General features: G+C 40.4%; 20 protein-coding genes. 9 read left to right on the top strand and 11 right to left on the bottom strand.

What is annotated here, in order from left to right:
- Positions 1-103: 103 nt before the first annotated feature.
- On the bottom strand, positions 104-829 hold the full coding sequence (locus tag DZC72_RS16445) for an SIMPL domain-containing protein (RefSeq protein ID WP_125224019.1): 726 nt from the start codon (positions 827-829) through the stop codon (positions 104-106).
- A 74-nt stretch (positions 830-903) separates the two neighbouring features.
- On the opposite strand from DZC72_RS16445, the gene guaA reads away from it, so the two are divergent.
- The 3 genes from guaA (at position 904) to DZC72_RS16460 (ending at position 5,259) form a co-directional block, all read left to right on the top strand.
- A complete protein-coding gene (guaA, locus tag DZC72_RS16450) occupies positions 904-2,436 on the top strand; it encodes a glutamine-hydrolyzing GMP synthase (protein ID WP_125224020.1) in 1,533 nt (510 codons plus the stop codon).
- Between the two features lies 1 nt (position 2,437).
- Complete coding sequence (locus DZC72_RS16455) at positions 2,438-4,660, top strand: LysM peptidoglycan-binding domain-containing protein (protein WP_125224021.1); 2,223 nt, start codon at positions 2,438-2,440, stop codon at positions 4,658-4,660.
- 62 nt (positions 4,661-4,722) lie between these two features.
- Positions 4,723-5,259, top strand: coding sequence for a DUF922 domain-containing protein (locus DZC72_RS16460; RefSeq protein ID WP_243641767.1), 537 nt, complete (start codon positions 4,723-4,725; stop codon positions 5,257-5,259).
- On the opposite strand, the gene DZC72_RS16465 is transcribed toward DZC72_RS16460, so the two are convergent.
- Positions 5,256-5,492, bottom strand: coding sequence for a hypothetical protein (locus DZC72_RS16465; RefSeq protein ID WP_125224022.1), 237 nt, complete (start codon positions 5,490-5,492; stop codon positions 5,256-5,258). The genes DZC72_RS16460 and DZC72_RS16465 overlap by 4 nt on opposite strands.
- A gap of 154 nt (positions 5,493-5,646) precedes the next feature.
- Positions 5,647-6,516: a hydroxypyruvate isomerase family protein gene (locus tag DZC72_RS16470; protein WP_125224023.1), complete on the bottom strand. Its 870-nt coding sequence runs from the start codon at positions 6,514-6,516 to the stop codon at positions 5,647-5,649.
- 127 nt (positions 6,517-6,643) lie between these two features.
- Between DZC72_RS16470 and DZC72_RS16475 the strand changes: the two genes are divergently transcribed.
- From DZC72_RS16475 to yidC, 3 genes are all read left to right on the top strand, one after another.
- Complete coding sequence (locus DZC72_RS16475) at positions 6,644-6,886, top strand: DUF3820 family protein (protein WP_125224024.1); 243 nt, start codon at positions 6,644-6,646, stop codon at positions 6,884-6,886.
- A gap of 50 nt (positions 6,887-6,936) precedes the next feature.
- The gene (locus tag DZC72_RS16480; RefSeq protein WP_125224025.1) at positions 6,937-8,574 is read left to right on the top strand and encodes a CTP synthase; all 1,638 of its coding nucleotides are present in this window, start codon (positions 6,937-6,939) and stop codon (positions 8,572-8,574) included.
- 65 nt (positions 8,575-8,639) lie between these two features.
- Positions 8,640-10,493 (top strand): membrane protein insertase YidC, encoded by a 1,854-nt coding sequence (gene yidC, locus DZC72_RS16485; protein ID WP_125224026.1) that lies wholly within the window; start codon positions 8,640-8,642, stop codon positions 10,491-10,493.
- Between the two features lie 305 nt (positions 10,494-10,798).
- On the opposite strand, the gene DZC72_RS16490 is transcribed toward yidC, so the two are convergent.
- The gene (locus tag DZC72_RS16490) at positions 10,799-12,667 is read right to left on the bottom strand and encodes a fasciclin domain-containing protein (protein ID WP_243641768.1); all 1,869 of its coding nucleotides are present in this window, start codon (positions 12,665-12,667) and stop codon (positions 10,799-10,801) included.
- 345 nt (positions 12,668-13,012) lie between these two features.
- Between DZC72_RS16490 and mnmA the strand changes: the two genes are divergently transcribed.
- Together mnmA and DZC72_RS16500 are read left to right on the top strand one after the other, a co-directional pair.
- Positions 13,013-14,203 (top strand): tRNA 2-thiouridine(34) synthase MnmA, encoded by a 1,191-nt coding sequence (gene mnmA, locus DZC72_RS16495; protein ID WP_125224027.1) that lies wholly within the window; start codon positions 13,013-13,015, stop codon positions 14,201-14,203.
- 45 nt (positions 14,204-14,248) lie between these two features.
- Complete coding sequence (locus DZC72_RS16500) at positions 14,249-15,193, top strand: NAD(P)H-dependent flavin oxidoreductase (RefSeq protein WP_125224028.1); 945 nt, start codon at positions 14,249-14,251, stop codon at positions 15,191-15,193.
- A gap of 28 nt (positions 15,194-15,221) precedes the next feature.
- Here DZC72_RS16500 and DZC72_RS16505 read toward each other — a convergent pair whose 3' ends face one another.
- A complete protein-coding gene (locus tag DZC72_RS16505) occupies positions 15,222-15,746 on the bottom strand; it encodes a DUF5004 domain-containing protein (RefSeq protein ID WP_125224029.1) in 525 nt (174 codons plus the stop codon).
- 78 nt (positions 15,747-15,824) lie between these two features.
- Entirely contained in the window at positions 15,825-19,229 is a 3,405-nt protein-coding gene (locus DZC72_RS16510) for a HEAT repeat domain-containing protein (RefSeq protein ID WP_125224030.1), read from the bottom strand.
- Positions 19,230-19,550: 321 nt separating this feature from the next.
- On the opposite strand from DZC72_RS16510, the gene DZC72_RS16515 reads away from it, so the two are divergent.
- Positions 19,551-20,480, top strand: a complete 930-nt coding sequence (locus DZC72_RS16515; RefSeq protein ID WP_125224031.1) for a 3-keto-disaccharide hydrolase — start codon at positions 19,551-19,553, stop codon at positions 20,478-20,480.
- A gap of 29 nt (positions 20,481-20,509) precedes the next feature.
- Here DZC72_RS16515 and DZC72_RS16520 read toward each other — a convergent pair whose 3' ends face one another.
- From DZC72_RS16520 to DZC72_RS16540, 5 genes are all read right to left on the bottom strand, one after another.
- Positions 20,510-20,737, bottom strand: coding sequence for a putative signal transducing protein (locus tag DZC72_RS16520; protein WP_243641769.1), 228 nt, complete (start codon positions 20,735-20,737; stop codon positions 20,510-20,512).
- A 64-nt stretch (positions 20,738-20,801) separates the two neighbouring features.
- Positions 20,802-22,997 carry a transferrin receptor-like dimerization domain-containing protein gene (locus DZC72_RS16525; RefSeq protein WP_125224033.1) on the bottom strand — a complete coding sequence of 732 codons (2,196 nt, stop codon included), beginning with the start codon at positions 22,995-22,997 and terminating at the stop codon, positions 20,802-20,804.
- Positions 22,998-23,077: 80 nt separating this feature from the next.
- Complete coding sequence (locus DZC72_RS16530; protein WP_125224034.1) at positions 23,078-24,175, bottom strand: Gfo/Idh/MocA family protein; 1,098 nt, start codon at positions 24,173-24,175, stop codon at positions 23,078-23,080.
- 14 nt (positions 24,176-24,189) lie between these two features.
- Positions 24,190-25,689 (bottom strand): sensor histidine kinase, encoded by a 1,500-nt coding sequence (locus DZC72_RS16535; RefSeq protein ID WP_125224035.1) that lies wholly within the window; start codon positions 25,687-25,689, stop codon positions 24,190-24,192.
- A 6-nt stretch (positions 25,690-25,695) separates the two neighbouring features.
- Complete coding sequence (locus DZC72_RS16540) at positions 25,696-26,409, bottom strand: pirin family protein (protein WP_125224036.1); 714 nt, start codon at positions 26,407-26,409, stop codon at positions 25,696-25,698.
- Positions 26,410-26,663: the final 254 nt, after the last annotated feature.

Raw genomic sequence — 26,663 nt, forward strand, 5'->3', positions numbered from 1 at the left:
ATTGTTTGATTCATAATTTTAATTACAAATTCAATTGGTAGGAATTAATTTAAAATGTTTATTTCCAGTAATTTAAAATTATATATCTAAACTGTTAATTTAATCACCTCACCTTATAGTCCAAGCGCATAGTTATAGAAGCTGTCTTGTTTTTTGAGTCGGTATTATAGGCGCCGCCCCAAGAATAATCCTCCCCGGAATTTTGTCCGGTAATTTGAAATACTCCCATTTTGGCCGATACCAAATCGCCTAAATTACTACCAGAATTTTCCGCAATTTTTTCGGCTCTCAACCGGGCATCCTCGGTCGCCTTGGAGATCATTTCAATTTTAAGATCGGCCAATTTGGTATAATAATATCTTGGCGGGTAACTATTGAACTGCACCCCTTTATTCAAAAGTTCGGTTATTTCCCTTGATACGTTTTCTACCAGACTTACATCCTGGGACTCAATTTTAACGGTTTGGGTAAGTTGATACCCCCTAAAGATACTTCCTACATAATTGCCATTTTCATATTTATTGTCTCTCAGCTCGGTAGTCTGGACGCTATTGAAAATGATCTGTTCGGCCTTGATGCCTTTTGAGGTCAAGTATTCCTTGACAATGTTTTTATCGCTATTCAGTTGGTCAAAGGCCGATTTTAATACGGTATTAGTGGTTGAAAAATGACCTTCCCAAACAATAAGGTCCGATGTAAAGTTTTCATTGCCCAAACCGGTAACCGAAATTATCTGTGCAGGGCTGGCACGCCTAACATAGGCATTGCCCAGGAAATAGGCAGCAATTACGATGGCGGCCCCAAAAATTATAGCTGAAATATGTTTCAAAACAATTGTTTTTAAATAATGATAAATATACCAAAAGATAGTTTTCAAAAAACTTCAAATTGCTATTTTTGCCCATGCAAAATAATGTTCTGATACTAGATTTTGGCTCCCAGTACACACAACTCATCGCTAGAAGGGTTAGGGAACTGAATATTTTCTGTGAAATAAAACCTTTCAATAAGCCACCGGATGATTTATCCGAGTACAAAGCAGTAATCCTTTCGGGGTCGCCTCATTCCGTGAGGGCGGAGGATGCCCCACACCCCGACCTGAGCAACATAAAAGGGAAAAAGCCACTTTTGGGGGTTTGTTACGGGGCCCAGTATTTGGCCCATTTTAATGGCGGCAATGTTGAAAAATCCAATACAAGGGAGTATGGCAGGGCCAATTTGGCCAAAATACAGAAAGAGGATCCTTTTTTGAACAAAATTGGGGTTGGAAGCCAAGTATGGATGAGCCATGCAGATACGATAAAAAGTCTCCCGGAGAACTCAACTTTATTGGCCAGTACACACGATGTTGAAAACGCTGCGTTCAAATTTATAGGGGAGGATACCTACGGAATACAATTTCACCCAGAGGTGTATCATTCCACAGACGGAAAACAGATCCTGGAAAACTTCTTGGTGAACATTGCCAAAGTAGAACAGACCTGGACGCCTGCCGCCTTTGTAGAAACCACGGTTGCGGAACTAAAAGCCAAGATTGGGGATGAAAAGGTGATTCTGGGACTTTCCGGTGGGGTGGATTCTTCCGTAGCTGCTGTGCTTTTGAACAAAGCTATAGGTGATAATTTACACTGTATTTTCGTAAATAACGGCCTTCTTAGAAAGAACGAGTTTGAGGATGTACTGCATCAGTACAAGGATATGGGCCTAAATGTAAAGGGGGTCGATGCTTCGGCACGCTTTTTGGACGCTTTGGAAGGGGAAAGTGACCCGGAAAAGAAAAGAAAAATTATAGGAAGGGTTTTTATAGAGGTTTTTGACGATGAGGCACATAAGGTCGAAAATGCCAAATGGTTGGCGCAAGGAACCATTTATCCAGATGTGATAGAATCGGTTTCCGCTACAGGGGGTCCGTCGGCAACAATCAAAAGTCATCATAACGTGGGAGGTTTACCAGATTTTATGAAACTGAAGGTGGTTGAACCTTTAAAGATGCTGTTCAAGGACGAGGTTCGAAGAGTAGGTAAAAGTATGGGATTGGAACCAAACTTGTTGGGAAGACATCCATTTCCCGGTCCTGGACTGGCAATACGTATTTTGGGAGACATAACTCGGGAAAAAGTGGCAATTTTACAGGAAGTAGACCATATTTTTATACAAGGTTTAAAGGAATGGGGACTTTATGATCAGGTCTGGCAGGCCGGAGCTATGCTTTTACCCGTAAATAGTGTAGGGGTGATGGGAGATGAGCGCACCTATGAAAAGTGCGTTGCCCTGAGAGCTGTGGAAAGTACGGATGGTATGACCGCGGATTGGGTAAATTTACCGTACGCATTTTTGCAAAAGACCTCGAACGATATTATAAACAAAGTACCCGGTGTAAATAGGGTGGTGTACGATATAAGCTCTAAACCCCCGGCGACCATAGAATGGGAATAATATGAAAAATTTAGTCAAGGTATTTTTTACCGTTTGTTTTAGTGTTTTTTTGGGATGCAAGGCCCTTGGCCAAAAATTTACGACCCATGCTGTAAAGCAGAATGAAACGTTGTACAGTATTGCCAAACAATACGGTGTTTCCCAGGAAGAAATTCTAAAATATAACAAGGAACTTAAAAGTGGGGAATCCTTGGGAATCAACACCATATTGGTAATTCCAAGTGCAAATGGTAAAGTGGTCGATACAAAGCCAAAGGGACCCGAAAAGGGCCAACCAGTAAATGGTGAAGTAGCGGAACTGGTCAACAGGATCATGAACGATTCCGTTGTCAAAAGGGAACCCATTGGATTCGTGGAACATAAGGTGAAGAAAAGGGAAACCTTGTACGGTATTGCAAAGGAATATGGCGTAACGGAAGAGGAAATAAAAAAATACAATACACAATTGTATGCCGCCCAACTGGATCGCAAAATGGTAATTAAAATCCCTAAATATAGAAAGGTAAAGGAACCTCAGAACACCATTGATGTAGGAGATTATGAGAAATACATTGTAGCGCCAAAGGAAACACGGTGGAGCATTGCCAATAAATACGGGATTACCATTGATAGCCTCTTGGTATTGAATCCGTCACTTTCAAAAACTTCGAATTACCTTCAGGAAGGTTACGAGCTATTACTTCCAAAAATTGCGGGTTCCACGGTAGAAAATCAGGAAACGCAATTATTTACATCCTATACGGTTCCCCCAAAGATGAATTTTTATAGGCTTGAGAAGGAATTTGGGGTAAAATCCGATGAAGTGGTGCGATTGAACCCAGAGATAACAGAACGTGGGGGACTCAAGGAAGGCATGATAATACGGTTGCCCGAAACAAAATTGGATCCCGGGGAAATCAATACCGATAACTATATTTTCTACGAAGTAAAACCCAAGCAGAACGAGTTTAGGTTAACGCGAAAGTTTGGTATGTCCTGGGAGGAATTGATAAAGCTCAACCCGGAACTTAGGGATGGTCTTAAAGCTGGAATGGTCCTTAAACTACCCAAAAATCAAGTGGGTGAATTTGAAGTTAGGAATTCATTGGTATTGGACAAGATCAATCTATTGGATAGCATAAACGTGGATAATAAGCCCAAGATAATGTTCCTATTGCCGTTCAGGTTGGATAAATTGGATTTGAACGATACCGAAACGGTTGAGTGGACCATACAAAACAGAAACAGTCTAAAATACAGTCTTGGTCTATATTCGGGGGCATTGGTAGCGTTGGATTCAATTAAATCCTTGGGTGTATCCGTTGATGTCAAAACATTTGACAATCGTCTAGATCTTCAAAGAACAAAGGAAATTTTACAGCGGGAAAACTTAGGGTCTTACAATGCTATTTTTGGCCCTTTGGATGTGCTTTCCCTTAAAGAGGCTTCAACACAGGCGGCTGGCTACGACCTGCCTGTTATTGCCCCTGTTCCCGCTAAAAGTGACATAAGTTTGGGAAACGTTTTTTTCTCCTACACGCCAGAGCATACCTTAAGGGAGCATATGCTTAGTTTTGTTCTTGAAAAACGGGTGGATGAAAATATCATCATCATCGCAGATGCCAAAAACAGGGTTGTAAAGGATTCTATTTTAAGAAAATTCCCAACTGCGAAAATAATTTCGGTTAAGGAAGAGGAAAAAAACATTGGTATCAATCGAGATAAGTTGGAGCTTCAATTGTCCAAGGAGACCGAGAATTGGGTATTTGTAGAATCAGATAATTTTAAATTGATATCCAGTGTGGTTTCCATTTTAAATTCCTTTCATAATTCTGTTTTGGATATAGAGGAGCCTAATGCCAAAAAGATTCGGGTACGCATGTTTACTACAGATAAGAACAATGCTTTTGACAACGATGTTATTTCAAGCACACACCTGTCCAATCTAAGGTTTACGTATCCGTCCGTATATAGGGAAGCTCCGTCGGATTCCTTTGAAAAAAGATATAAGGCACGTTTTGGGGTCGTGCCGGATAGATTTGCGGTCAGGGGTTTTGATGTGACTTTTGACCTTCTTCTAAAACTGGCATATAAGAACGATTTGTTGGATGTTTCCAAGTTTATTGGCGAAACCCAATACAGTGGTAGCAAATTCGACTACGAGAAGGATATTTCCTCTGGATATTTTAACAAGGCCTCTTATATCATGGGGTATGACAATATGTATATCAAGGAATTGGAGTAGTACAACCTCCAGTGCTTCGTTTTCGTTGTTTTTCCAACAATAATTCCCCAATCCCTTTGGTAATGTGGAGATATATATTGGTATTGAAAATTCTATTCACCTTTTATTCCTCTTTTATATGGGCTCAGGAAGAAATCCTATGGTCGCCCCACGGAAAATTGGAATGGAGGGATTTTCAGGGGGACGTTCCCCCAGGTTCCAAAGCCGCGGCCACTACGGCGAGCGGAATCAGTTATAGCTTTTCAACCTTTTTTGAAAATGGGGAGATGAAAGTGAATTACAAGGTAGAGTCCTTTTTTTATCCCACGAAATCATGGTTTAGACCAAAAATTTGCAACGATGTGACCTTGCTTCACGAACAGTTGCATTTCGATATTTCCGAAGTATTTGCCAGAAAAATGGATAGTGAAATGTCCGAAACAAAATTTACAAAAAACATCAAGCAAGAAGTTAGGCTACTTTACAAACGGATTTTAACGGAGTTGGATGCATTTCAAAGGCGGTACGATTTGGAAACCGATTTTTCCCGAAACATCGAGAAACAAAAACTCTGGCAGAAACAAATAAGTAGTATGCTCAAGGAGAATGAAAACTTTTAATTACTCGAACAGGCTGTTCTCAAATCTGCAAAAGACTGCCTAGTACTTTCCGATAAGTAGTCCCTACAGGTCCTTTCCAAGTCGTCTAAATCTGCTATAATTGCAGTACAACTTCTATCAGGGTTTGCTTCATTTGTGTCCTCAAATTCTTGTACACGGTTTGCACATGTCAAAGCTTCCGTAGTTTCATCAAAAGCGTCCTTTACTTGTTTTACACAGCTGGAAAGTAGCAATATCGATAAAGTTAAAGCAGTTAGGTTTTTTAATTTCATGATTTTGATTTTGTGGTAAAAAGGTCGGGATTTTGGTTTGCAATAAAAAGCTAACGAATAAAAAACCCTTTTCTTGTGAAAAGGGTCAATTAAGTCTTGTAGCCAATTACTTTATCTAAACATCACATATCGTTACACCTTGTTTTAGGGCTGCAATCTTATCTTCCCAACTGGGCACAAATTCTTGGGCAACATATCCTGTATATCCTGTATCCAAAATAGCTTTCATGACTGCTGGATAAAAAATCTCCTGGGTTTCGTCTATTTCATGGCGTCCCGGATTGCCTCCGGTGTGGTAGTGGCCGTAATACTGATGATAGTCCTGTATATTCCTGATTATATCACCTTCCATTATTTGCATATGATAAATATCGTAAAGGAGTTTAAAGTTATCAGAACCAATGGTCTCACAAAGGGACACTCCCCACTCGGATGTATCGCACATATAATCCTTGTGGTTTACCTTGCTATTTAATAATTCCATTTGAATAACTACTCCATGCTCTTCGGCCATCGGTATAATTTCCTTAAGCCCTTTGGCACAGTTCCGCAGTCCTACCATGTCGTTCATACCGTTTCTATTTCCGCTAAAACAGATCAGGTTGGTGTACCCTCCTTCAGCGACCAAGGGAATGACACGTTTATAATCTTCAATAAGTTCTTTATGGTATTGCGGGTCGTTCCATCCTTTTTCAATACCAAGACCGGCTCCCCAACACATAGAGGCATGGATATTATATTTCTTTAGTAATGGAAATTGTTCCGCGTCCACCAAATCTATTGCCCTAATATCCAGTTTGTTCAACTCTTGTAAAAACGTTTCGAAAGGGATAGAACCATAGCACCAATAGCAAGCACTATGGTTGATATTATGCTTAAGCTTAAAAGGTTTTTCAGAGAGGTTGGTTTCCGTAACTGTTTTGGCAGAAGCCATAAAACCAACGGAAGCCGCAGCGGATGTGCCTATAAAGTCTCGTCTTTTCATCTGTTAATTTTTAAAGTACACATGCAATCGGCAATTTTAATCTTTTCAATGAAAAGATTTTAAAATGCCCATTTCATATTGATTGTTAAAGTTGATTTCCTAAAGATAATTTTTTTAGCTTTAAAAAATGGATTTAAAACCGGATAACCAAAAATTAATTGAATTGGCACATTATAGAATGCCATACGGAAAATATAAAGGCCGCTATTTGGTGGACTTGCCTGAACCGTATCTGGTTTGGTTCCAACAAAAAGGGTTTCCTGATGGAAAATTGGGAGAATTGTTGCGTTCTATGCTGGAAATCAAAACAAATAGTTTGGAAACCTTAATTAGGGGAATCCAAAAACATTTTCCAAAGGAAAGTCCTTAAGTTTTATTCTCAATTTGTACTTTTGTGTCCCGTAACATAGAAATCGCAAAATGGCACAAACCAAATACATCTTCGTTACGGGAGGCGTTACTTCATCCCTGGGAAAGGGTATCATTGCCGCATCTTTGGCAAAACTGCTTCAATCCAGAGGATACAAAACAACCATTCAAAAATTAGACCCCTACATCAATGTAGATCCTGGTACGCTCAACCCTTACGAACATGGTGAATGTTATGTTACGGATGATGGTGCGGAAACCGATTTAGATCTTGGCCATTATGAGCGGTTTTTAAATGTGAGAACATCCCAGGCAAACAATGTTACCACGGGAAGAATCTACCAAAGCGTCATAGAGAAAGAGCGAAGAGGAGAATTTTTAGGGAAGACCGTTCAGGTAGTGCCACATATCACCAACGAGATCAAGGAGCGGGTACAAGTGTTGGGAAACAGCGGCGAGTACGATATTGTGATAACAGAAATAGGGGGAACCGTTGGTGATATCGAGTCCTTGCCCTATATTGAAGCGGTGCGTCAATTGCTGTGGGAGCTGGGCGATAACAATGCCATAGTGGTTCATTTGACCTTGGTACCTTATTTGTCGGCCGCAGGCGAACTAAAGACCAAACCTACGCAACATTCCGTAAAGACCTTGATGGAAAGTGGTATAAAGGCAGATATCTTAGTTTGCAGGACAGAACACAAAATTTCCGATGAAATAAAGGATAAATTGGCCCTTTTTTGCAATGTAAAACGAGAGGCCGTTATTCAAAGTATTGATGCTTCCACCATTTATGATGTTCCCATATTAATGCAAGAGGAGGGACTGGATACGGTCACGCTGCAAAAGTTGGCATTGCCCAACACCAAGGAACCGGACCTTACCAATTGGAAGGAATTCTTGGAGAGACATAAAAACCCGAAGAACGAGGTAACTGTAGGTTTGGTAGGTAAATACGTAGAACTTCAAGACTCCTACAAATCGATTTTGGAGGCATTTATTCATGCGGGTGCCAAAAACGAGGTGAAAGTAAATGTGCGGTCCATCCATTCCGAATATATTTCGGCTACGAATATTGAAAGTAAACTAAAGGGCCTAGATGGTATTTTAGTTGCTCCGGGTTTTGGAGAGCGCGGGATAGAAGGAAAAATACAGGCCGTGAATTATGCCAGAACCAATAAAATTCCCTTTTTGGGAATATGTTTGGGCATGCAGATGGCAGTTATTGAATATGCCAGGAATGTGCTGGGTCTTAAAGAAGCCAGTTCTACCGAAATGAATTTGGATACACCGGATCCTGTTATAAGCCTAATGGAAGAACAGAAGTCCGTTACGGATAAGGGCGGAACCATGAGACTAGGATCATGGGATTGTCAACTAAAAGAAGGAAGTTTGGTACAAAAAGTTTACGGTGGTGCCGTTGAAATTTATGAAAGACATCGCCATCGGTACGAATTCAACAATAAATACAAAGTAGATTTGGATGCGGCCGGTTTGGTTGCATCGGGAACCAACTCTAAAACCAATTTGGTAGAAATCGTAGAGTTAAAGGACCACCCTTGGTTTATTGGAGTACAATATCACCCGGAATATAAGAGCACCGTGGCCAATCCGCACCCATTGTTCGTTGGTTTTGTAAAGGCCGCCTTGGTACACAAAAAGTCACAAACTAATGCCAGTATGGCATAAACTGCGTATTTGGGCATATATTTGCTCCTTGAGAACCAAATAATTACCGCACATATTATATTTAAATGGAAGAGAAGAAATTAGATGTAAAGTCTATCATTGGGTTTGTCTTGATTTTTGGAATCTTGATTTTCATGTTCTATCAAAACAAACCTACTCCAGAAGAACTTGAGGCTCAGAAAGCGAAACAGGAACAAATGGATGCTGCTGCGGCCGAGGAGTCATCTCCCGAGGATATTGTAATTGACGATACCCCTGCCGTAAACCTAAATGATTCTACCGCCGTTGCAGGCTACAAGAGTCAAATAGGTGCATTTGGATTTACCACGCCAAAAGGAGGAACCACGGTATTGGAGAATGATGTGCTTTATTTGGAGATAAGTAACAAAGGAGGCCATGTGGTAGAGGCAAAAATGAAAAATTTTGTCACCTATGATTCGGTTCCCGTTTATTTGGTTAAGGATGGCAATTCTGCCTATGCCATTGATTTTTCTACTACTGATAATAGGGTCTTAAATACCAAGGATTTATTCTTTGAACCCACATTGAGCAAATCAGGAGATAACCAGGTCCTCTCCATGAAGGCCAAGACTGCCAATAACCAATTTTTGGAATATAGGTATGAGATGAAGCCAAATGAATATTTGGTAGATTTTTCGGTACGTACCCAAGGTTTGGACCGAATCCTGAACAGTAATAAACCTGTTACATTTGATTGGAGGATGAAGGGTATCAGACATTCCAAAAGTATCGAATATGAAAACAGGTATACCCGTTTGACCTATAACCACGAAGATGGTAAATTAAGCAAACTTTCTGCTGGCGGCGACGATGAGGAAACGGAAGAGGACATTAAATGGATTTCCTACAGACAGCATTTTTTTAGCTCTATTCTGGGAACGGATGAACCTTTTAAAACAGGGGAGTTGAAATCCCAAGATTTGGTCAAGGAAGAGAGTAGGACCTTTGGTTTTACAAAGAACTATACGTCCATACTACCTTTGGAAATCAAGGGAGGGGAAATCTCAAAAAATATGTACCTCTACTATGGCCCAACGGATTTGGAAGTACTCTCCAATTACAAAGATTTGAAGTTGGCGGATTCCATTCCTTTTGGTTGGGGAATTTTTGGATGGATAAACCGCTATGTGTTTACCCCGTTTTATGGATTGTTGAGCACCTATTTTCCATACGGAATTGCTATTATCATCATGACCATCCTAGTGCGGTTGGCCATGTCTCCAGTGACCTATAAATCCTATTTATCCCAGGCAAAGATGAAGGTATTAAAGCCGGAAATCAATGAATTGAACGAGAAGTACAAGGACAATGCCATGAAAAAGCAGCAAGAGACCATGAAATTATATGGTAAGGCCGGGGTAAGTCCCATGAGCGGATGTGTCCCGGCATTTTTACAAATGCCCATTTTCTACGCCCTGTTCATGTTTTTCCCAACATCCTTTGCACTAAGGCAAAAATCTTTTTTATGGGCGGATGATCTATCTTCATTTGATACTATTTACCAATTCCCGGAGGGTTTCTCCATTCCTTTTTATGGTGATCATGTAAGCCTTTTCCCTATTTTGGCATCTATTGCTATATTCTTTTATATGATGATGACCACAGGTCAAAACATGCCCACCCAACCCGGAATGCCCAATATGAAGTTCATCATGTATTTAATGCCTTTTATGATGTTGTTCTTCTTTAACAACTATGCCAGTGGTCTTAGTTTATATTATTTCGTTTCTAACTTGATTACCATTGGAATCATGTTGGTCATCAAGAATTTTATATTGGACAATGATAAAATCCATGCCCAGATTCAGGAAAACAAAAAGAAACCTAAGAAAGAAAATAAGTTTCAGCGTAAAATGCGGGAAATGATGGAGCAGGCAGAAGCCCAGAAGAAGAAATAGATTTCCATTAAATTGAATAAAATGAAAAGCCTCTACTATTTTAGTAGAGGCTTTTGCCATTGATTAAGGTTTGGTTTGGTAAGATTTGGGGATGTAAATATGGCGTATTAGTTTTCTAAAAAAAAAAAAGGGTTGTCAAGTAGGGTTATTTGTATGCTAATGAATAATAAGCTGATGTTAAAAATGAACGGATTCTTTTATTTCGGTTCACATTGGATATTTATATCGGAATGCTATCATATTTATAAACCCTATAAATTTAAAAAAGCCGCATGAAGCGGCTTTATAAACGTTGATAAATTGGTTTAATTACTGGTGTTTGGTATCATCACTTTATTAATGGCATGAATGACACCATTGAAGGCTTGTACATCCACCGCAATGATTCCAATATCAGTATTGCCTGAACCATCGATTATTGTAACATTGTTTTCAGAATTAATACTAAAAGTTAGCGTGTCCCCCTCTAAAGTTGCAGGAGAAACCAATCCATCGCTCAAATCATTTGAAACAATATTTCCTCCTGAAATAACGTGATGATTGAGAACAGCTGTTAAAACATCTCCACTTGGTACTTCTGATAGTGCGGCAAAAGCATCGTTCACTGGCGCGAAGACCGTGAAAGGAGCCGGTGCCTCACCAGAGGTACTTAATACAGATACAAAATCAGGTTGGCCTTCGCTGGTAAGTGCGCCTACCAACGAGCTAAAGTTGGGGTCGGCCGTTGCGAAAGTAACTACGGTAGGTAAATCTATGACGGTATCCACGGCATGTATTATTCCGTTCGTCGCTACAATATCTGCTGCAGCAACTGTACTTGTACCATTTATCCGTACACCATCATCTACATTTATATACAGACTTAAGTTATCACCATCCGCATTGGTAGCTAAACTATTCACATACATATTGGTCAAGCTTCCGGAAGTTGCTGCTGTTCCTGAAATTACATGATTGGATAATATTGCATTTAAATCATTGCCATCTGGATTCATAAAGCTGCCAAATGCCGTATTTAAAGGTGCAAAAATAGTATAATCTGTTTCAGAATCGGAAAGCAAGTCGGTAAAAGTTGTATTTTCATCTGTGGTAAGAGCTCCTACTAATGAAGATAGGTTTGGATTTGCTACTGCGTGGTCGACTATATTTGGTAGACCAATGACCGAATTTACAATATGCACTACACCATTAATCGCCTTGTTATCCGCAGAGGTTACCTCTGCAACCCCATTTATCTCAACACCACCTTCCGTATTTATGAAAAGGCTTAGGTTACTATCATTAGGCCCGGCTGTTGACAGTGAAGAAACATAACCTGTGGTAAGATCTGTAGATAAATTGGTGCCATTAACTACATGGTTTAATAACACTTGGGTAAGAACTTCAACAGGTACGTCGTCAAGACTGGCAAAATTGTTTGCGGTCAAGAAAGCTTCAAAAGCATCATTGGTAGGTGCAAAAACGGTAAAAGGACCTCCATCGGCCAATACAGCGGGTAAATCACCATTAGCGGTCAATAGCGCATCCACTAAAATGCTCAGGTTTGGTACCGAGATTGCTAAATCTGTAATGGAACTTAATAAAACGTCACTTAACGCGTCCAAAGCAGATTGGGGTATTAGAACCTTATCAATTATATGCACGACACCATTTTCAGTTTGTATATCAGCAGTAGTAACTGATGCCATTTCACCAGCAGCGTCTGTAAAAGAAACACCTCCAACTAAACTTACGCTTAAGTTTTCACCTTGGACAGTAGTAATTGATTGACCTTCTTGAAGCTGATCGGAAGTAACTGCAACTCCTGAAACCACATGATACGTTAGTATAGTGGCCAATAAATCTTGTAATTGTTGGCTATTAAAATCATCAAGGGAATCAAATCCGTCCAATCGATTCAACAAGTCCGTAAAAGCTTCATTTGATGGTGCCAATACCGTAAAATCAATGTCCTCGTTGCTCAAGGTGGTAATCAAATCATTATTGGAACTTTCGTCTGCTTTGGATAAGGCAGAAACCAATGAACTTAAGGAACTTGTTGCTTGTGCAGTTTCGACAATGTTGTCGTCTTCAATTATAATAGGACTTGGTTGATCGTCGTCACTACAAGAAAAGAAAAATGCCACCATCAAGAGCAAAATGGCAGGCTTCATAAATGTTTTAAAAGTTTTCATGTCAATTTTGTTTAATTATTTGACAAGAAAATTAAACAAAATATTATTGTTGAAATTAAAGATTTGTTAATTTTGACTTGGTGATTAACTTGGTTTAGGTTGTTTTTTTGGTTTGAACGCACACAATTTGGGGTGTTTTTGGCTTCTTCTTTTCTGATTTATCAATAAATTTTTTTATTAAACTTTAACATAAACCTTTGATTTAAAATCTTCTTATAGCATAGGTTTCAATATTTTTCAGCTTTCGGATAAACATTTTTAGACATTTCAATATACTTCCCAGAATTATTATAATTGTAATCCGGTATTCTAATTTTGTACTTTTGTTACGCCAAACAGGTCAGTATGAAAAAAGTTGTAGTTGGACTTTCCGGGGGAGTAGATTCCAGCGTGGCAGCCTATCTTTTAAAGGAGCAAGGCTATGATGTCATTGGGCTTTTTATGAAAAATTGGCACGATGATTCCGTAACCATCTCTGAGGAATGCCCGTGGTTAGAGGATAGCAATGATGCGCTCATTGTTGCTGAAAAACTGGGTATTCCTTTTCAAACTGTGGACCTGAGTGCACAGTACAAGGAAAGAATTGTGGACTATATGTTCCGTGAATATGAAATGGGACGCACGCCTAACCCTGATGTACTTTGCAATAGGGAAATCAAATTCGATGTTTTTCTCAAAATTGCCATGGAGTTAGGCGCGGATTATGTAGCTACGGGCCATTATTGCAGAAAAGGGACCCTTGTTAATCCCGATGGTACGGAAACCTATCAGCTTTTGGCCGGCAAGGATAAAAACAAGGATCAGTCCTATTTTTTATGCCAACTTTCCCAAGAACAATTGTCAAGGACATTGTTTCCCATTGGTGAGTTAACCAAACCCGAAGTACGGCAAATTGCCGCAAAAATGGATTTGATTACGGCCGATAAAAAAGACTCGCAAGGTTTGTGTTTTATAGGAAAAGTTCGCCTTCCCGAATTTTTGCAGCAACAATTGAAACCCAAAAAAGGTAAAATTATAGAGGTTGCCTCAACAGAAAGTAAATATAATCAGGTTGTACCGCACTTTGATGATAAGGTTTCCGAACTTGAGTTTTTTGCAAAAAAGCCCCAGTATACCCTTGCGGATGGTAACGTGGTAGGGGAGCACCAAGGGGCCCATTATTTTACCAAAGGTCAGCGTAAAGGACTACAAGTAGGGGGAACCAAAGAGCCGTTGTTCGTTATTGAAACCGATGTTGACGAGAATGTGATTTACACGGGACAAGGAAAATCGCACCCCGGACTTTACAGGAGAACTTTGTTCGTTCAGGAGTCGGAAATACATTGGGTCAGACCGGATTTACGCTTAAAAACCGAAGAAAACTTATCCGTTAAGGCAAGGATCAGGTATCGCCAAGAACTTCAAAATGCCATTCTTTATAAAATTGAAAATGGATTGTACGTGGATTTTGAGGAAGAGCAATCGGCCATAACGGAAGGACAATTTGTAGCTTGGTATCAGGATGACGAGCTTCTAGGTTCCGGGGTTATTTCATAAAGGTTATTGGGATTACCAAAGTCACAACATCCAAAATTTGAATCAATGCAGAATAGGATTACAGAATTATTCCGTGTGAAATACCCAATTATTCAGGCAGGAATGGTATGGGCCAGTGGCTGGAAATTGGCATCGGCGGTTTCCAATGCCGGCGGATTGGGGCTAATTGGAGCAGGAAGTATGTATCCGGAAGTTTTAAGAGAGCATATTAGAAAATGTAAAAGGGTAACGAATAAGCCCTTTGGGGTCAATGTTCCTATGTTATATCCGGAGATTGACAAGATTTTCAAGATAATCGTAGAAGAAGGGGTTAAAATTGTTTTTACTTCCGCCGGTAACCCAAAAACGTGGTCTTCCTACCTAAAGGATAATGGAATAACGGTGGTACATGTTGTAAGTAGTTTAAAATTTGCATTAAAGGCCCAAGAGGCCGGAGTCAATGCCATTGTTGCCGAAGGTTTTGAAGCGGGGGGTCACAACGGAAGGGATGAAACTACGACCTTCGTACTTATCCCCATGGTTAAGGAGAAAATCCATATACCGATTATTGCTGCTGGGGGAATTGCAACCGGAGCGGGGATGCTCGCTGCCATGGTTCTTGGTGCCGATGGCGTACAAATTGGAAGTAGGTTTGTAGCGAGTGAAGAAGCTTCCAGTCATTCAAGTTTTAAGGAAGAGGTTGTAAAGGCCAAGGAAGGGGACACCCAGTTGACCTTGAAGGAATTGACTCCTGTGCGACTTTTAAAAAATAAATTTTACTTGGAAGTGCAAGCCGCCTACGATAGGGATGCCTCATTTGAAGAACTCAAAAGTCTTTTAGGCAGGGGCAGGGCCAAAAATGGAATGTTCGAAGGTGACTTGGAAGAAGGCGAACTAGAAATAGGTCAGGTTTCATCGATTATCCATGAAATAAAACCAGCTAAGCAAATTGTGGAGGAAATCATGTGTCAATACAGGGATTGTCTAACACTTTTTTGCACCGGGAAATAATTTTCATTTTAGGAAATTGATAACTGGTTTAATTTTCTTCTTCCTTTGAAAATGTAAATGTAATTCTTGCACCGGTCAGTACACCGTTTACTTCCTGAACGTCCAGGGAAAGGGTATATGAAAATTGTGAATCATCCTCGTTAAAGGTGACATCATAAACATTTGAACCACAGGATACAACCAGCAAAAGCTCGTTTTGACTCAATTGCCAAGTCCCGGATGTTGTACTCTTTGTGCAGCCATCCGTTTGAGTACCGGTGTTATAAGTATATGTCCTATTCTGATTGAATGTGTAAAATGCATCTTTGGAACAATCGCTGGATTGGTTGTAAATATCCGTGCTTGGATTGTCTTGGGAATCATTGCTAATATCCACCTCTGTGTCTGCCGTTATTGCGCTGATTTTCCAGGTACCTACAAGCGTCCCTTCCGTTTCCAACAAATCTCCAGTTAAAGGCGATGGACATGCTACGGGGTCCTCGTTTAGATTACAATTAACGAATAGCATGCATAGCATGGCAAATCCCAATTTCTTAATAAAATGCGAGTTCATAACCTTCTTTAATCAGAAGATGCGATTATAGTAAAAGGTTGCCTAAGATGTTTGACTTTTTAAATGAATCATATTTCTTTAAGCTCCTTTATCTTGTTGTTTCAAACTACCCAAGTACTCCATTAAATCCCTAAGTTCCCTTCTTGTAATCATTCTGCCCATGGGAGGCATGGCGGAAACCGAGTTCTCCCTCTTTTTTATTCTTCCTTTAGGAACGCGCATAGGTTCCGCTTCAGAAGTACGCAACAGCAGTTCTTTGCTGTTTTCTTCCAAAGGTACGCCGGAGACCATTTGTCCATCGGTTAGGGTGAGGTTTACGGTGCCATATCCTGGTGCCAATCTAGCACTGGGTTCAATAAGGGCTTCCAAAATTTGTTCACGCGTCAAAATATTCGCGATATTATCCAGCGGGGGACCTACCTCTCCTCCCGAGCCGTTTACTGCATGACAGCGCACACACTGGGCCGTTGGGTTACTATTAAAAACATCCCTTCCGTTCCATCTATTGCCTCCGTACAAAGTCTCTAAATATGAATCGGCCGTGTAGCCCGCGTCATTCAGCTTGTCCATTTTGGCGATTAAAACAGAATCTTCGGTTGCCGCTACAGACTCCATTAAATCGAGGATGATATCTTGTCCCAACCTATTTTTACTCGCTTTGTCAATGAGGCTGTTCAAGATGGCATTGGTTTTATCCTTGGGTAGATCACCCAATACATTCAACATACTTTGTTGTTCCCTTGTGGACCCATTTTGAAATATGGGGTCGACCAAGGTTGGAAGTTTTTCTTTGGGAAGGTTTAATTGGGCCAATAAACCCACAGCCGCGGTTCTCACTTCCTCGTTGGCATCTTTCATGCCCAAGGACATGGCCACTTCCATTCTTCCGTAGTCCAGATTTCCCAAGGCCGATAAAACGGCGGCCCTAACTTCCGCATTTTTACTATTCCTGAAAATGTTGAAGAGTTTGTCATTATAGCTATCGATACCTACGGCACTTAAAGCTTTTGACACTCCAATAAGGATTTCAGGATTTTTTTGCTCCAGAAAAACGGGGATTTCCTGCTCCAATCGGTTTTTTAACTGACTGCTATCCCTGATGATTTCGCCCCTATACCTACCATCGACCCGGTCTAAAACAGAAGGTTTGTTCCATGTACTTAAGGCCGATAGCGCCTCGCCCCTTAAAACATTGGAAACGGTCTCTCTTTTTGCAAAATCAATCAGGTCCTGTAAGGCCTCATCACTTCCCACACGCAACGCCGCATTGATGGCCCTTCTCAACAAGGGTTCAGATTTGTACTTTTCGTTTCTCAGTAGTGCAGCAAGATCCGGCAAGGCAGCTTCTATAGACCAATCATCGTTGATGGCCCTGGCCACTTCCGTAACAATATAGGTGTCCGGATCTGAAAGGAATACGCTTATTTCCGGACTCTGAAGTTTTCTCAGTACCAATACGGCCGCCAAACGGAGACTTCTATCTTCATGGCTTGCCAAAGCAACCATTGGCTCTACCTTGCCTATTCTGGAAAGGGCAAGAACCGCAGCATGCCTCAAATAGAGGTCTTGGTCATCATTGACGGCAAGCATTTGGATTAAAGGCTCTATGGCAGGTTCGTAGGCCAAACGTCCCAATGCCTGTGCCGCGTAAAATTTAACCCTATCGTTCTCATGTTTCAGCAATGTTATTAATGTTTCCGATGCATCGGGGTACCGAACGTCGCCCAATACTTTGGCTACTTGGGCAATAATCTCGGAATCGCTATCCGATAACAATGGCACTAATGGTTCCGCTTTTTTTGGATTATCCGATGCAATTTGGCCAATACCCCAAATGGCATGTATCTTGGCGAACTGGTTTTCTTCTTCCACGATGGCCTTTTCCAAGGCCCGATATCCCCAAAATGTCCTATTTGCAAGTTCAAACTGGGCCTTTAACCTGATACGCATATCCTCATAACTTAATAACTTGATGAGGTTTTCAGTGTCATCATCTTTATAATTATGGGTCATCAGCTTTTGGGTCTCCAAACGTTGTTGTTCCAAATCGTTTTCCGTTTCCGTAACATCCAATTTCCAAACCCTACCAAAATCTTTGGACCCCCATCCATTGATCCAATCGGCCAGATACAAGGCTCCGTCAGGTCCAAAGGCGATACCAGTAGGCAAAACTCCTGTTAAAATGGATTCGTCCGAACCCAGTTCAAAAGATGCCCCTTTCGGTTTTAGATCAAAGGACCAGATGTGGGACCTGCTGGGATCACCTACAAACTCCACCAAAAAGAATTTGTCCAACCATTTTTTTCCCAAGGCCGTTCCCGGGTTATAAAGCATTCCGGTGGGACCGTTGTGAAAATTTTGAATTGGTGGAATGATGTAAGCGGCTTGTCCTTCCCATCTTGGAACATATAATTTTTCGTCCATCCAAACATTGTATCCATTATTGTTCGGGTCAGTATACTTCCCATATTGCCAGTTGGCACGCCAGCCAGCGTCAGACCCTTCTACAATATGCACCAAACGCTCGCTCTCGCCCTTGTGGTCCCCATCATTATCGGAGGAAATAATATTTCCGTAGGCATCAAACACAAATTCATGGGTATTTCGTAGTCCACGGGCAAAGACCTCAAAATTACTTCCATCTGGATTGCTACGTACGATGACCCCTTGATTGGGGTATTTATGGTTGACCCCATCAACAGTAGTGATGTTCGCACCAATATCGCCTATGCCCCAATATATTTTACCATCGGGACCTTGGGTGGCCCCGGACATACCATGTCCACCAAAACCAATATGTACCGCAAAGCCGGTCGCTATACTTGTTTTTTCATCCAAGATTTTATCTCCATTGGTATCCTTCAGGCGATACATATCCGGTCCAATGCCCACAAAAACATCCTCGTCACGAACTAAAAGAGCCCCGGCAACATCATTGATTTCATCATTGAAGTCATTGAGAATCTGGGTAGATACGTCCGCGATGCCATCACCGTCCGAATCTTCCAGCATCCAAACCTCGTCCTTTTGAACAGCCAAGTCCTGCCAATCATGAATAGAATCATTGTTCAGATCTGGAAACCATTGATTCTCCTTACTTTTTTCCGGAGCAAAGGTCTCTCTAAGAAAGTCTCTTCTATCCTCAACGGATTGCAAACCAATGGAGGCTGTCATCCAATCGCGATGTCCGCGGATATCAAATTCGGAATTTTTGTTCCTATTGGACCTAGTTATATATATTCTCCCCTCGTTATCGACATCCATTGCTATAGGATCGGGTGCCAAAGAATCGGTGGCCCATAGGCTTAACTTTAGTCCATCGGCTACAATAGCGGAGACCCCCGCTCGGGCGGATTCTACTTTTTTAGCTATAGCCGTACTGTCCTCATAAATCACCACAGGTGTCTCAACGGGGTTTTTGTCTTTACAGGAAATAATCAATAATAAGAATAGTAAAAGCAGGGAGTTAATTACGAATCGCATGATATTCTTTACGGATTTAGAAGTCTTAAAAATAGTAATTATCAAATTCAAACTAACGGAAAAAGTATTTGGATTTATAAATTAGCCTAGGCTAAAATTTGAAATTTAAAATTTTAAGTACCGATTATTGCCTAAATACATGAATTTTCCCTAGTATCCATGTATACAATACGCGGCACATCGATTATATTTGAAACTACATTTACTATAATTTAATGAACCGCTTTATGAAACCCTTATCGAGGGATTTGTTACAGCAAGTTAAATACCCCTACAATTGGAAATGTTTAAAAATCAATTTATTAATTCAATTTTAAACGTATGAAATCAAGAGTATTACTTTTCCAAATTCTTTTTAGTTGTTTTTTCATGGTCTGCGGCCAAGAAGGCCATCCATTGGAAGGTAGGTGGAACCTGACCATCTCGCAAGAAGGTACAGATTTGCCAAGTTGGTTGGAGGTCATGCATTCTGGGAATAATACACTAATTGGTAGGTTTACCTATGCTTTTGGGAGCGCCAGACCAGTGGCCGAGGTCAAAAAATTTGGGGACATCTTTCAGTTTGATATCCCGCCCCAATGGGAGCCTGGAGCATCCAATATGGAATTTCAATTTAAAATGGTGGGTGAGGGCCTGGAAGGAACCATGGTCTATACCAATGGAAAGACATATACGTGGGTAGGGGAGAAGGCCCCTGAGCTGCCTTATTACGATGATTATAAATTAGGCAAAAAAATCGACCTCTTCAATGGAAAAAACCTGGATGGTTGGGAGATAAAGGATGGCAACCAATGGAAAGTTGTGGATGGTATCTTGACCAGCGACAAATCTGGGGTGAATTTAGTTTCCAAGGAAAAATTCAAGGATTTTAAGATGCATGTGGAATTTAGATATCCTGAAGGAAGTAATAGTGGACTATATTTAAGGGGACGTTATGAGGTACAAATTGCCGATAATATTGGATTACCACCAGCATCCATTTATTTTGGAGGCGTCTACGGTCTTTTGGCCCCTAATGAAAATGCGGCAATGAAGGCTGGGGAATGGCAATCTTTTGATATCACTTTGATAGGGAGAAGGGTAACCATTGTGGCCAATGGAAAAACCGTTATTGAAGGACAAAATATCCTAGGTATGACGGGTGGCGCTTTGGATAACCATGAAGCTGAACCTGGTCCCATCTTAATTCAAGGAGACCATGGTCCCGTTGAATTTCGGGCTATCGAATTAACACCAATCAGCCAGAAATAAAAGAAGGCCTCCATTTCGGAGGCCTTCTTTTATTCGTCCCAATTCAATTGGGAAATGATTGTTAAAGCTTGCGCTTCCTCGTCCTTATGGACAAAAATTTCCGAGATATGGGGCAAGGGGGTTCCAAAACCGGCTAATCTAGCCGATTCACTTTCGCTTTTAACAATCGGACTTATATCGTTTTCCTTTAACAATTGCTCCACACAATCGCTTTGAGTGACATTTCCACCAAATACTTTAATATAATCCGATTTCATGTTCATTAAGAATTTAATATATTGATATTAGACCGATTTCGTCCAAAAACGAATAAACTAGCCATTATTTTAAAGTACTGATAATTTCCTTCAGGTGTTCATTAAAGTTACTTAAAGTTTCGCTAAGCGCTTTTATTTGTTCCCTCGCCTCGGACCAATTCTTCTGTTCGATTGCTTCCCGAACACCCGGAAGGGTCTTGACACCGTATCCGGTATAGAAACCAGGTGCATAAATCTGATGTTTGAACCATGGTCTTCTGGGCAATCCTTTCTTTGACAAAAGTTTGTGCTCCGCATCCATCAACATCGCATTGAGCTTGTCCTTTTTAGCCTTTGGAAGACTACTCAAATCCAGTTTATTGTATGTATCAATGGAAGCTTTAAGTTCACCAATTACATTTTGTAAAGGGGAAAAGTCCAGATAGGGAACGGGTTCCTTTCGTTCGGGGGCTTTTATATTTTCCCTGGGATCTAATGCCAATGAAAAAGCATTTCTGTCTATCAGTTTATTATGTTTTTCAACAGACGAACGCATTTTTGAGGTTTCTTCCATGATTTCGTCCAAATAACCAGATACCGTTTTATGCCATTGTGTAAAATCCAACGGAATAATATCCGCATTGGCAAGTCGTAACGTGATTCTTCCTGCTGTATTTGCCAAGGCTACTCCATAGGCAAACTCGGGGTCTTTAAATCTTTTGTAGTGTGGATAGGTGTCGTAAATAGTGTGGTATTCGCCTCCTTCATTTTCTCCACCAAAACCTATATTCAGTGAAGCGATACCGGCATGTTGGATGAAGGGTGTATAATCGGACCCAGAACCTAGGGCATAGAGTTCAAAGGAATCGTCTCCTCCATTGACCATATTCCTTGCAATCCTTCTTTCTTTGACGGAAACCTTTGTTTGTGGATCTTTAACGGCTCCTGCAACTTCACTAACCATAGCTTGCAAGGAATGCGATCCCCCAACCCCTAAAAAACCTCTTCCGTTCCCATCGGTATTGATATAGGCTACTACTTTTTCCTGAAGTTCTTTTTTATGATCTTCCACCCATTCCGTAGAACCTATGAGTCCCGGTTCTTCGGCATCCCAAGCGCAATAAACCAAAGTCCTTTTCGGTTTTTGTCCTTTTTTTGCCAATTCCCCTACGGCACGCGCCTCTTCCATTAGTGCTACCATACCACTTACAGGGTCATTGGCACCATGTACCCAAGCATCATGATGATTCCCACGTACGACCCATTGATCTGGAAATTCCGTTCCCTTCATGGTGGCAATGACATTGTGTGCCGGAACCAGTTTCCAGTCAAACTTCAGTTTCAAATGTACTTTGGCCTTTCCAGGCCCGATGTGGTAGGTGATGGGCAAACCACCACGCCAAGATTCCGGGGCAACGGGCCCGTCCAGAGCTTCCAATAAAGGTTGTGCGTCTTCATAGGAAATGGGCAACACCGGAATTTTAGTGATGGTAGGGGCCTCCTCCTTCGTTAGCCTTTTGGCATCTTTGGTAGCGCCATAACCCGGGGTCAGAACATCTCCCGGATACGTGGGCATGTCCATTACGGAACCACGCTGTACTCCTGTCTTATTTTTGAAGGCACCCTTTGGATATACATCCCCACGTCCATAGCCATCATCTTGTGGGTCCGAATAAATAATGCATCCTATAGCCCCGTTTTCAGCCGCCAATTTTGGTTTTATGCCCCGCCAGCTTCCTTGATATTTGGCAATTACGATTTTGCCCTTTACGCTAATTCCCAATTTTTCAAGCTCTTCATAATCTTTGGGAATTCCATAATTCACGAATACGAGTTCTCCTTCAACGTCACCATCCGTTGAAAACGCATTGTAACTTGGTAACAGAGCATCACCTTGGTCAGTAAACGGGTCGCCCTCTACGGGTACTGCCGTAAGTTTTGCTTTGTAAGGGGTTGGACCGGTCAACTCCAACACTCTCTCAGTGGGATAAGGAAAAAGAATATGATAGGTCTCAATTTTGGCATCATATCCCCAAGACTTGAATTGATCCTGCATCCATTTGGCATTTTCCTCACCAAATTTAGTACCTACCCAATGGGGTTCGGCGGCCATTTTCTGCATCCAATTGTCAATATTGGAGGAATTGAGTTTTTCTTCAAAGGCTTTTTCAATTGCCTGTTGTTCGGAGGCACTTTTTTCGGAAAAACCTAGCATTGAATTTTGGGCACTGCCAAAGGAAAAAACCAACAATAAGCACGATAGGGTAATAGTATATTTCATAATAGTGTTAAATAGATGTTCCTTAAAAGTTACCTAATAATTTTAGAATTTTCAACAGGGTTACAATGAAGAAAGGAACGCTACTCCAGATGTATCGTTTTTCCGGACTTGGAACTGTCGAGGGAGGCCTGTAATATCTCCATGGCGATCATGTTATTTTCCAAGGTATACGGACCATATTTCTCCAATACCAAACTTCCATTGATTACGGCAGCAAATACCGAAAAAGGGTCATCATAGGGAATAGGTCTGTCCTTAAAAAAAAGAGTTTCTTCCGTGTAGCTGCTGTAGCCTGTAGAAAGCCTAATTCGCAATTGATTGGCATTATCCGAATATAGGGCACCCGTTTCCCCGTAGAGTTCCATATCCTTTCTTCCAATGGGCCAATTCCATGAGGGTTCCAAAATAGCCATGGCTGTATCATAGGTCAGAATAATGGTGGCATCATCGTCTACATTTGGATTGTTTTCGGATTGGAGTTGTTGGGTAACGGCCGTGACGGAATTCGGCTTTTTACCTTTCATCAACCAAGTCATTAAATTCGCCCCATAGCAACCAAAATCCATAATGGCACCTCCACCGTTTAGCTCAGGGTGCGTCAACCATTCAAAAAACTCATTGGAAACCCCAATTTTCTTGGGACCCTTATGGCCGTCCCTAATGATAGCTTTTCTAAGCCCGCCAATTGTACCTTCCTCTAAAAGGCTTTTTGCCTTAAAATTGGTTTCATACCAAGACGTTTCATAGTTAGTCAACAAATGAATACCATGTTTTATGGCCAAGGCTTCCATTTTTTTGGCGTCCTCCAAGCTTATGGCCAAAGGTTTTTCTACCATTACGTGAATCCCTTTTGGGGCACAGGCTTCCACTACGGACAGATGATCTTTTATGTTGCCGAAGGCCGCAACGGCATCCGGTTTTGTGGCTTTTAGCATTTCCTCCATACTATCAAAGACGATATCCATCGAGAAGCCGTACTGCTTTGACATTCTTTGAGCCAATTCCGTATTTTGCTCGAAGATGCCCACCATGTTGATATCTGATTGATGTTCCCTACCCAAAATCCATCCAACATGTCCGTGGGTCAGTCCTGCTATACCTAGTTTTAAGGGTTTTTCCTGGGCCAAAAGAGGAAAAATTGCTAATACCGAAATAGTAATTGAAAAAAGTAATTTCATTTTGTAGGGTCGATTTAGTTTATATTTTCATCAAGAGCAGCATATTCTATTGGAATCTTTATAAAAAATGTGGTACCCTTATTAAGTTCTGATGTTATCCAAATTTGACCTGCGTGATGATCTACTATTTTTTTGCAGCCATATAATCCAAGTCCGGTTCCCTCATAATCATTTTGTGTGGGTATCCTTTGAAATGCGCCAAAAATATTTGACCGTTGGTTTTCAGGTATTCCAATACCATTGTCCGAAATTTTGAAGACGTAATAACCATTTGATTCTTCACAATCGATATGTATAAGGGGGGTTCTATTTTCAGGGACAAACTTCAAGGAATTGTCCAAAAGGTTTTGAAATAACAGTCTAAATTCAATATCATAACAATTAATTATTGGCAGATTTCCAATAATTATCTGTGCTTCCAAACTTTTAATTCGCTCAGAAAAATCTTCAAGGATATTGTTTAATAAATCAATAAGAGATACATCATTTTTAAATTTCGAACCTCCTATTTTGGCATGATCTAAAATGTTGTCAACCATGTTGGACATTCTGTAGGAACTTGTTTTGAGATAGTTTAAATAAGTGGAGATAATCTTATTATTGGAATTCTTTAAAATGGACTCCAATTCAGTAGCAATGCTGTTGATATTGTTTATGGGGGCTTTTAAATCGTGTGTAACCAAATATGTAAATTCCTCCATCTGTTTAGTCTTGAGTGCCATTTCATCGTTTAATTTTTGCATTTCCCCATTTTGTGAGGATAGATAATTTTGAATTTTTAACAATTCATCAGTTGTGGTCTTTAAATATTTATTTTTTAATTCTAGGTCCTCTGTATAAAATCTGGTTTTTTTTTCGTCATACATGTAAAACGTTAAAGATAACCAACATAGACAGGCTACGAATACTATAATTTCATCAAAGGCCAAATTAATTGTACCCAATAAAGGCCCGTAAATATTTACGTAAATGGTAGGTACAATATACATTAACAAATCAAAACCTATAATAAACTTTCTTGTCTTGGGATGATCACGGAAAACAATGAAACTAAGAAAGGTTGAAGTTGCAATCCCCAATCCTTGGTTAAAATTTCCTCCTACCAACACAATTATTATCCCAAACATTAGAGGGGGTAAGGTAGTCATGTACAAAGAAGTTAAAAAAGGTTTTCCCAATCTATACAATACCAAACCAAGCGCGAAACCCAATGTTGCTAGAAATGTAATAATTTGCGCTGTACGCGAGTAAAAAAATAAAGTAACCAAAAATACAAGGAAAGAACCTATGGTGGAAATTACCGTAATGTAGCTGAAGATATCTTTGGTTGAAGATTCCTGAGTAAAATCACTCTTTACTTTTTGGAAAAATAATTGCAATTCTAAAGGTTGTTTTTGAAGATCTAAAAGGTACAAATTATCAGTTAAATTTAGATAAATATGGCCATAAGATTGTAGGCTTTTACCTAAAATTATTCCAAAGAGATTTCCTTTATTACCCTTCCTATTTTGCAATCATGCTCAAAAATTCATAGGTACTTCCATTATCAGGAATTTGGCATTTTTGGTAGCGTTTAACTCAAATGAATCGGTGTCCCAAATCCCGAAACCGTCCCTGGCATTCAGTGTTGTGTCCTCGATATTCAATTCTCCTTCCAAAACAAAAACATAGGCCCCGTTTTCTTCGGATTTTAAAGAGTAGGATTCCGATTGCCCTTTTTCAAAATCGCCCATATGGAACCAAGCGTTTTGATGGATCCATACGCCTTGGTCTTTTGGATTTGGAGAGAGTATCTGATAAAGCTTATTCTTCACTTTTAAATCGGATAGCGAAATTTGGTCATGTCTCGGTTCCACGTTTTCTTTATTCGGAATAATCCAAATCTGAAGGAATTTGACCACCGAATCCATATTGTTATTAAATTCACTGTGTTCCACGCCGGTTCCTGCACTCATTACCTGAATATCACCTTCCTTGATGACCGTGAAATTGCCCATGTTGTCCATATGCTTTAAATCGCCTTCCAGGGGTATGGAGATAATTTCCATATTGCTATGGGGATGCTTTCCAAATCCACGTCCCGCAGCAACGTTATCGTCATTTAAGACCCTTAATGCCCCAAAATTCATTCGGTTTGGGTCGTAATAATTGGCAAAACTGAAGCTGTGAAATGAATTCAGCCAACCGTGATTCGCATGCCCCCTGCTATCCGCTTTATGTAGTATCGTTTTCATCTGTTAATTTTTATTGTTTTTCATAGTTTAGATGTAATTCGGCATCCCGATAACTATCGGTACATCTCTGTTTGTATCCAAACTTTTTATAGTTCAATTCATATATAATCGTATTCAGGTTAGTCGTGAAATTACCCATTTTTTTACAAAGTATTTTACTGGCTATAGTTGGCAGAAAATCGACTTTTCATGTATTAGGTCAAAAAATTGATTTTTTAGGTAGGGTAAGCAAAAAACGTATTGTTTCCTTAGAT

Origin of the sequence: Maribacter algicola (assembly GCF_003933245.1) — a bacterium.
GTDB lineage: Bacteria > Bacteroidota > Bacteroidia > Flavobacteriales > Flavobacteriaceae > Maribacter > Maribacter algicola.

Excerpts from the sequence above, each read along its gene's own strand:
- guaA (WP_125224020.1), top strand. The coding sequence starts at position 904 with ATGCAAAATAATGTTCTGATACTAGATTTTGGCTCCCAGTACACACAA.
- DZC72_RS16455 (WP_125224021.1), top strand. The coding sequence starts at position 2,438 with ATGAAAAATTTAGTCAAGGTATTTTTTACCGTTTGTTTTAGTGTTTTT.
- DZC72_RS16460 (WP_243641767.1), top strand. The coding sequence starts at position 4,723 with ATGTGGAGATATATATTGGTATTGAAAATTCTATTCACCTTTTATTCC.
- DZC72_RS16470 (WP_125224023.1), bottom strand. The coding sequence starts at position 6,516 with ATGAAAAGACGAGACTTTATAGGCACATCCGCTGCGGCTTCCGTTGGT.
- DZC72_RS16475 (WP_125224024.1), top strand. The coding sequence starts at position 6,644 with ATGGATTTAAAACCGGATAACCAAAAATTAATTGAATTGGCACATTAT.
- DZC72_RS16480 (WP_125224025.1), top strand. The coding sequence starts at position 6,937 with ATGGCACAAACCAAATACATCTTCGTTACGGGAGGCGTTACTTCATCC.
- yidC (WP_125224026.1), top strand. The coding sequence starts at position 8,640 with ATGGAAGAGAAGAAATTAGATGTAAAGTCTATCATTGGGTTTGTCTTG.
- DZC72_RS16490 (WP_243641768.1), bottom strand. The coding sequence starts at position 12,667 with ATGAAAACTTTTAAAACATTTATGAAGCCTGCCATTTTGCTCTTGATG.
- mnmA (WP_125224027.1), top strand. The coding sequence starts at position 13,013 with ATGAAAAAAGTTGTAGTTGGACTTTCCGGGGGAGTAGATTCCAGCGTG.
- DZC72_RS16500 (WP_125224028.1), top strand. The coding sequence starts at position 14,249 with ATGCAGAATAGGATTACAGAATTATTCCGTGTGAAATACCCAATTATT.
- DZC72_RS16505 (WP_125224029.1), bottom strand. The coding sequence starts at position 15,746 with ATGAACTCGCATTTTATTAAGAAATTGGGATTTGCCATGCTATGCATG.
- DZC72_RS16510 (WP_125224030.1), bottom strand. The coding sequence starts at position 19,229 with ATGCGATTCGTAATTAACTCCCTGCTTTTACTATTCTTATTATTGATT.
- DZC72_RS16515 (WP_125224031.1), top strand. The coding sequence starts at position 19,551 with ATGAAATCAAGAGTATTACTTTTCCAAATTCTTTTTAGTTGTTTTTTC.
- DZC72_RS16520 (WP_243641769.1), bottom strand. The coding sequence starts at position 20,737 with ATGAAATCGGATTATATTAAAGTATTTGGTGGAAATGTCACTCAAAGC.
- DZC72_RS16525 (WP_125224033.1), bottom strand. The coding sequence starts at position 22,997 with ATGAAATATACTATTACCCTATCGTGCTTATTGTTGGTTTTTTCCTTT.
- DZC72_RS16530 (WP_125224034.1), bottom strand. The coding sequence starts at position 24,175 with ATGAAATTACTTTTTTCAATTACTATTTCGGTATTAGCAATTTTTCCT.
- DZC72_RS16540 (WP_125224036.1), bottom strand. The coding sequence starts at position 26,409 with ATGAAAACGATACTACATAAAGCGGATAGCAGGGGGCATGCGAATCAC.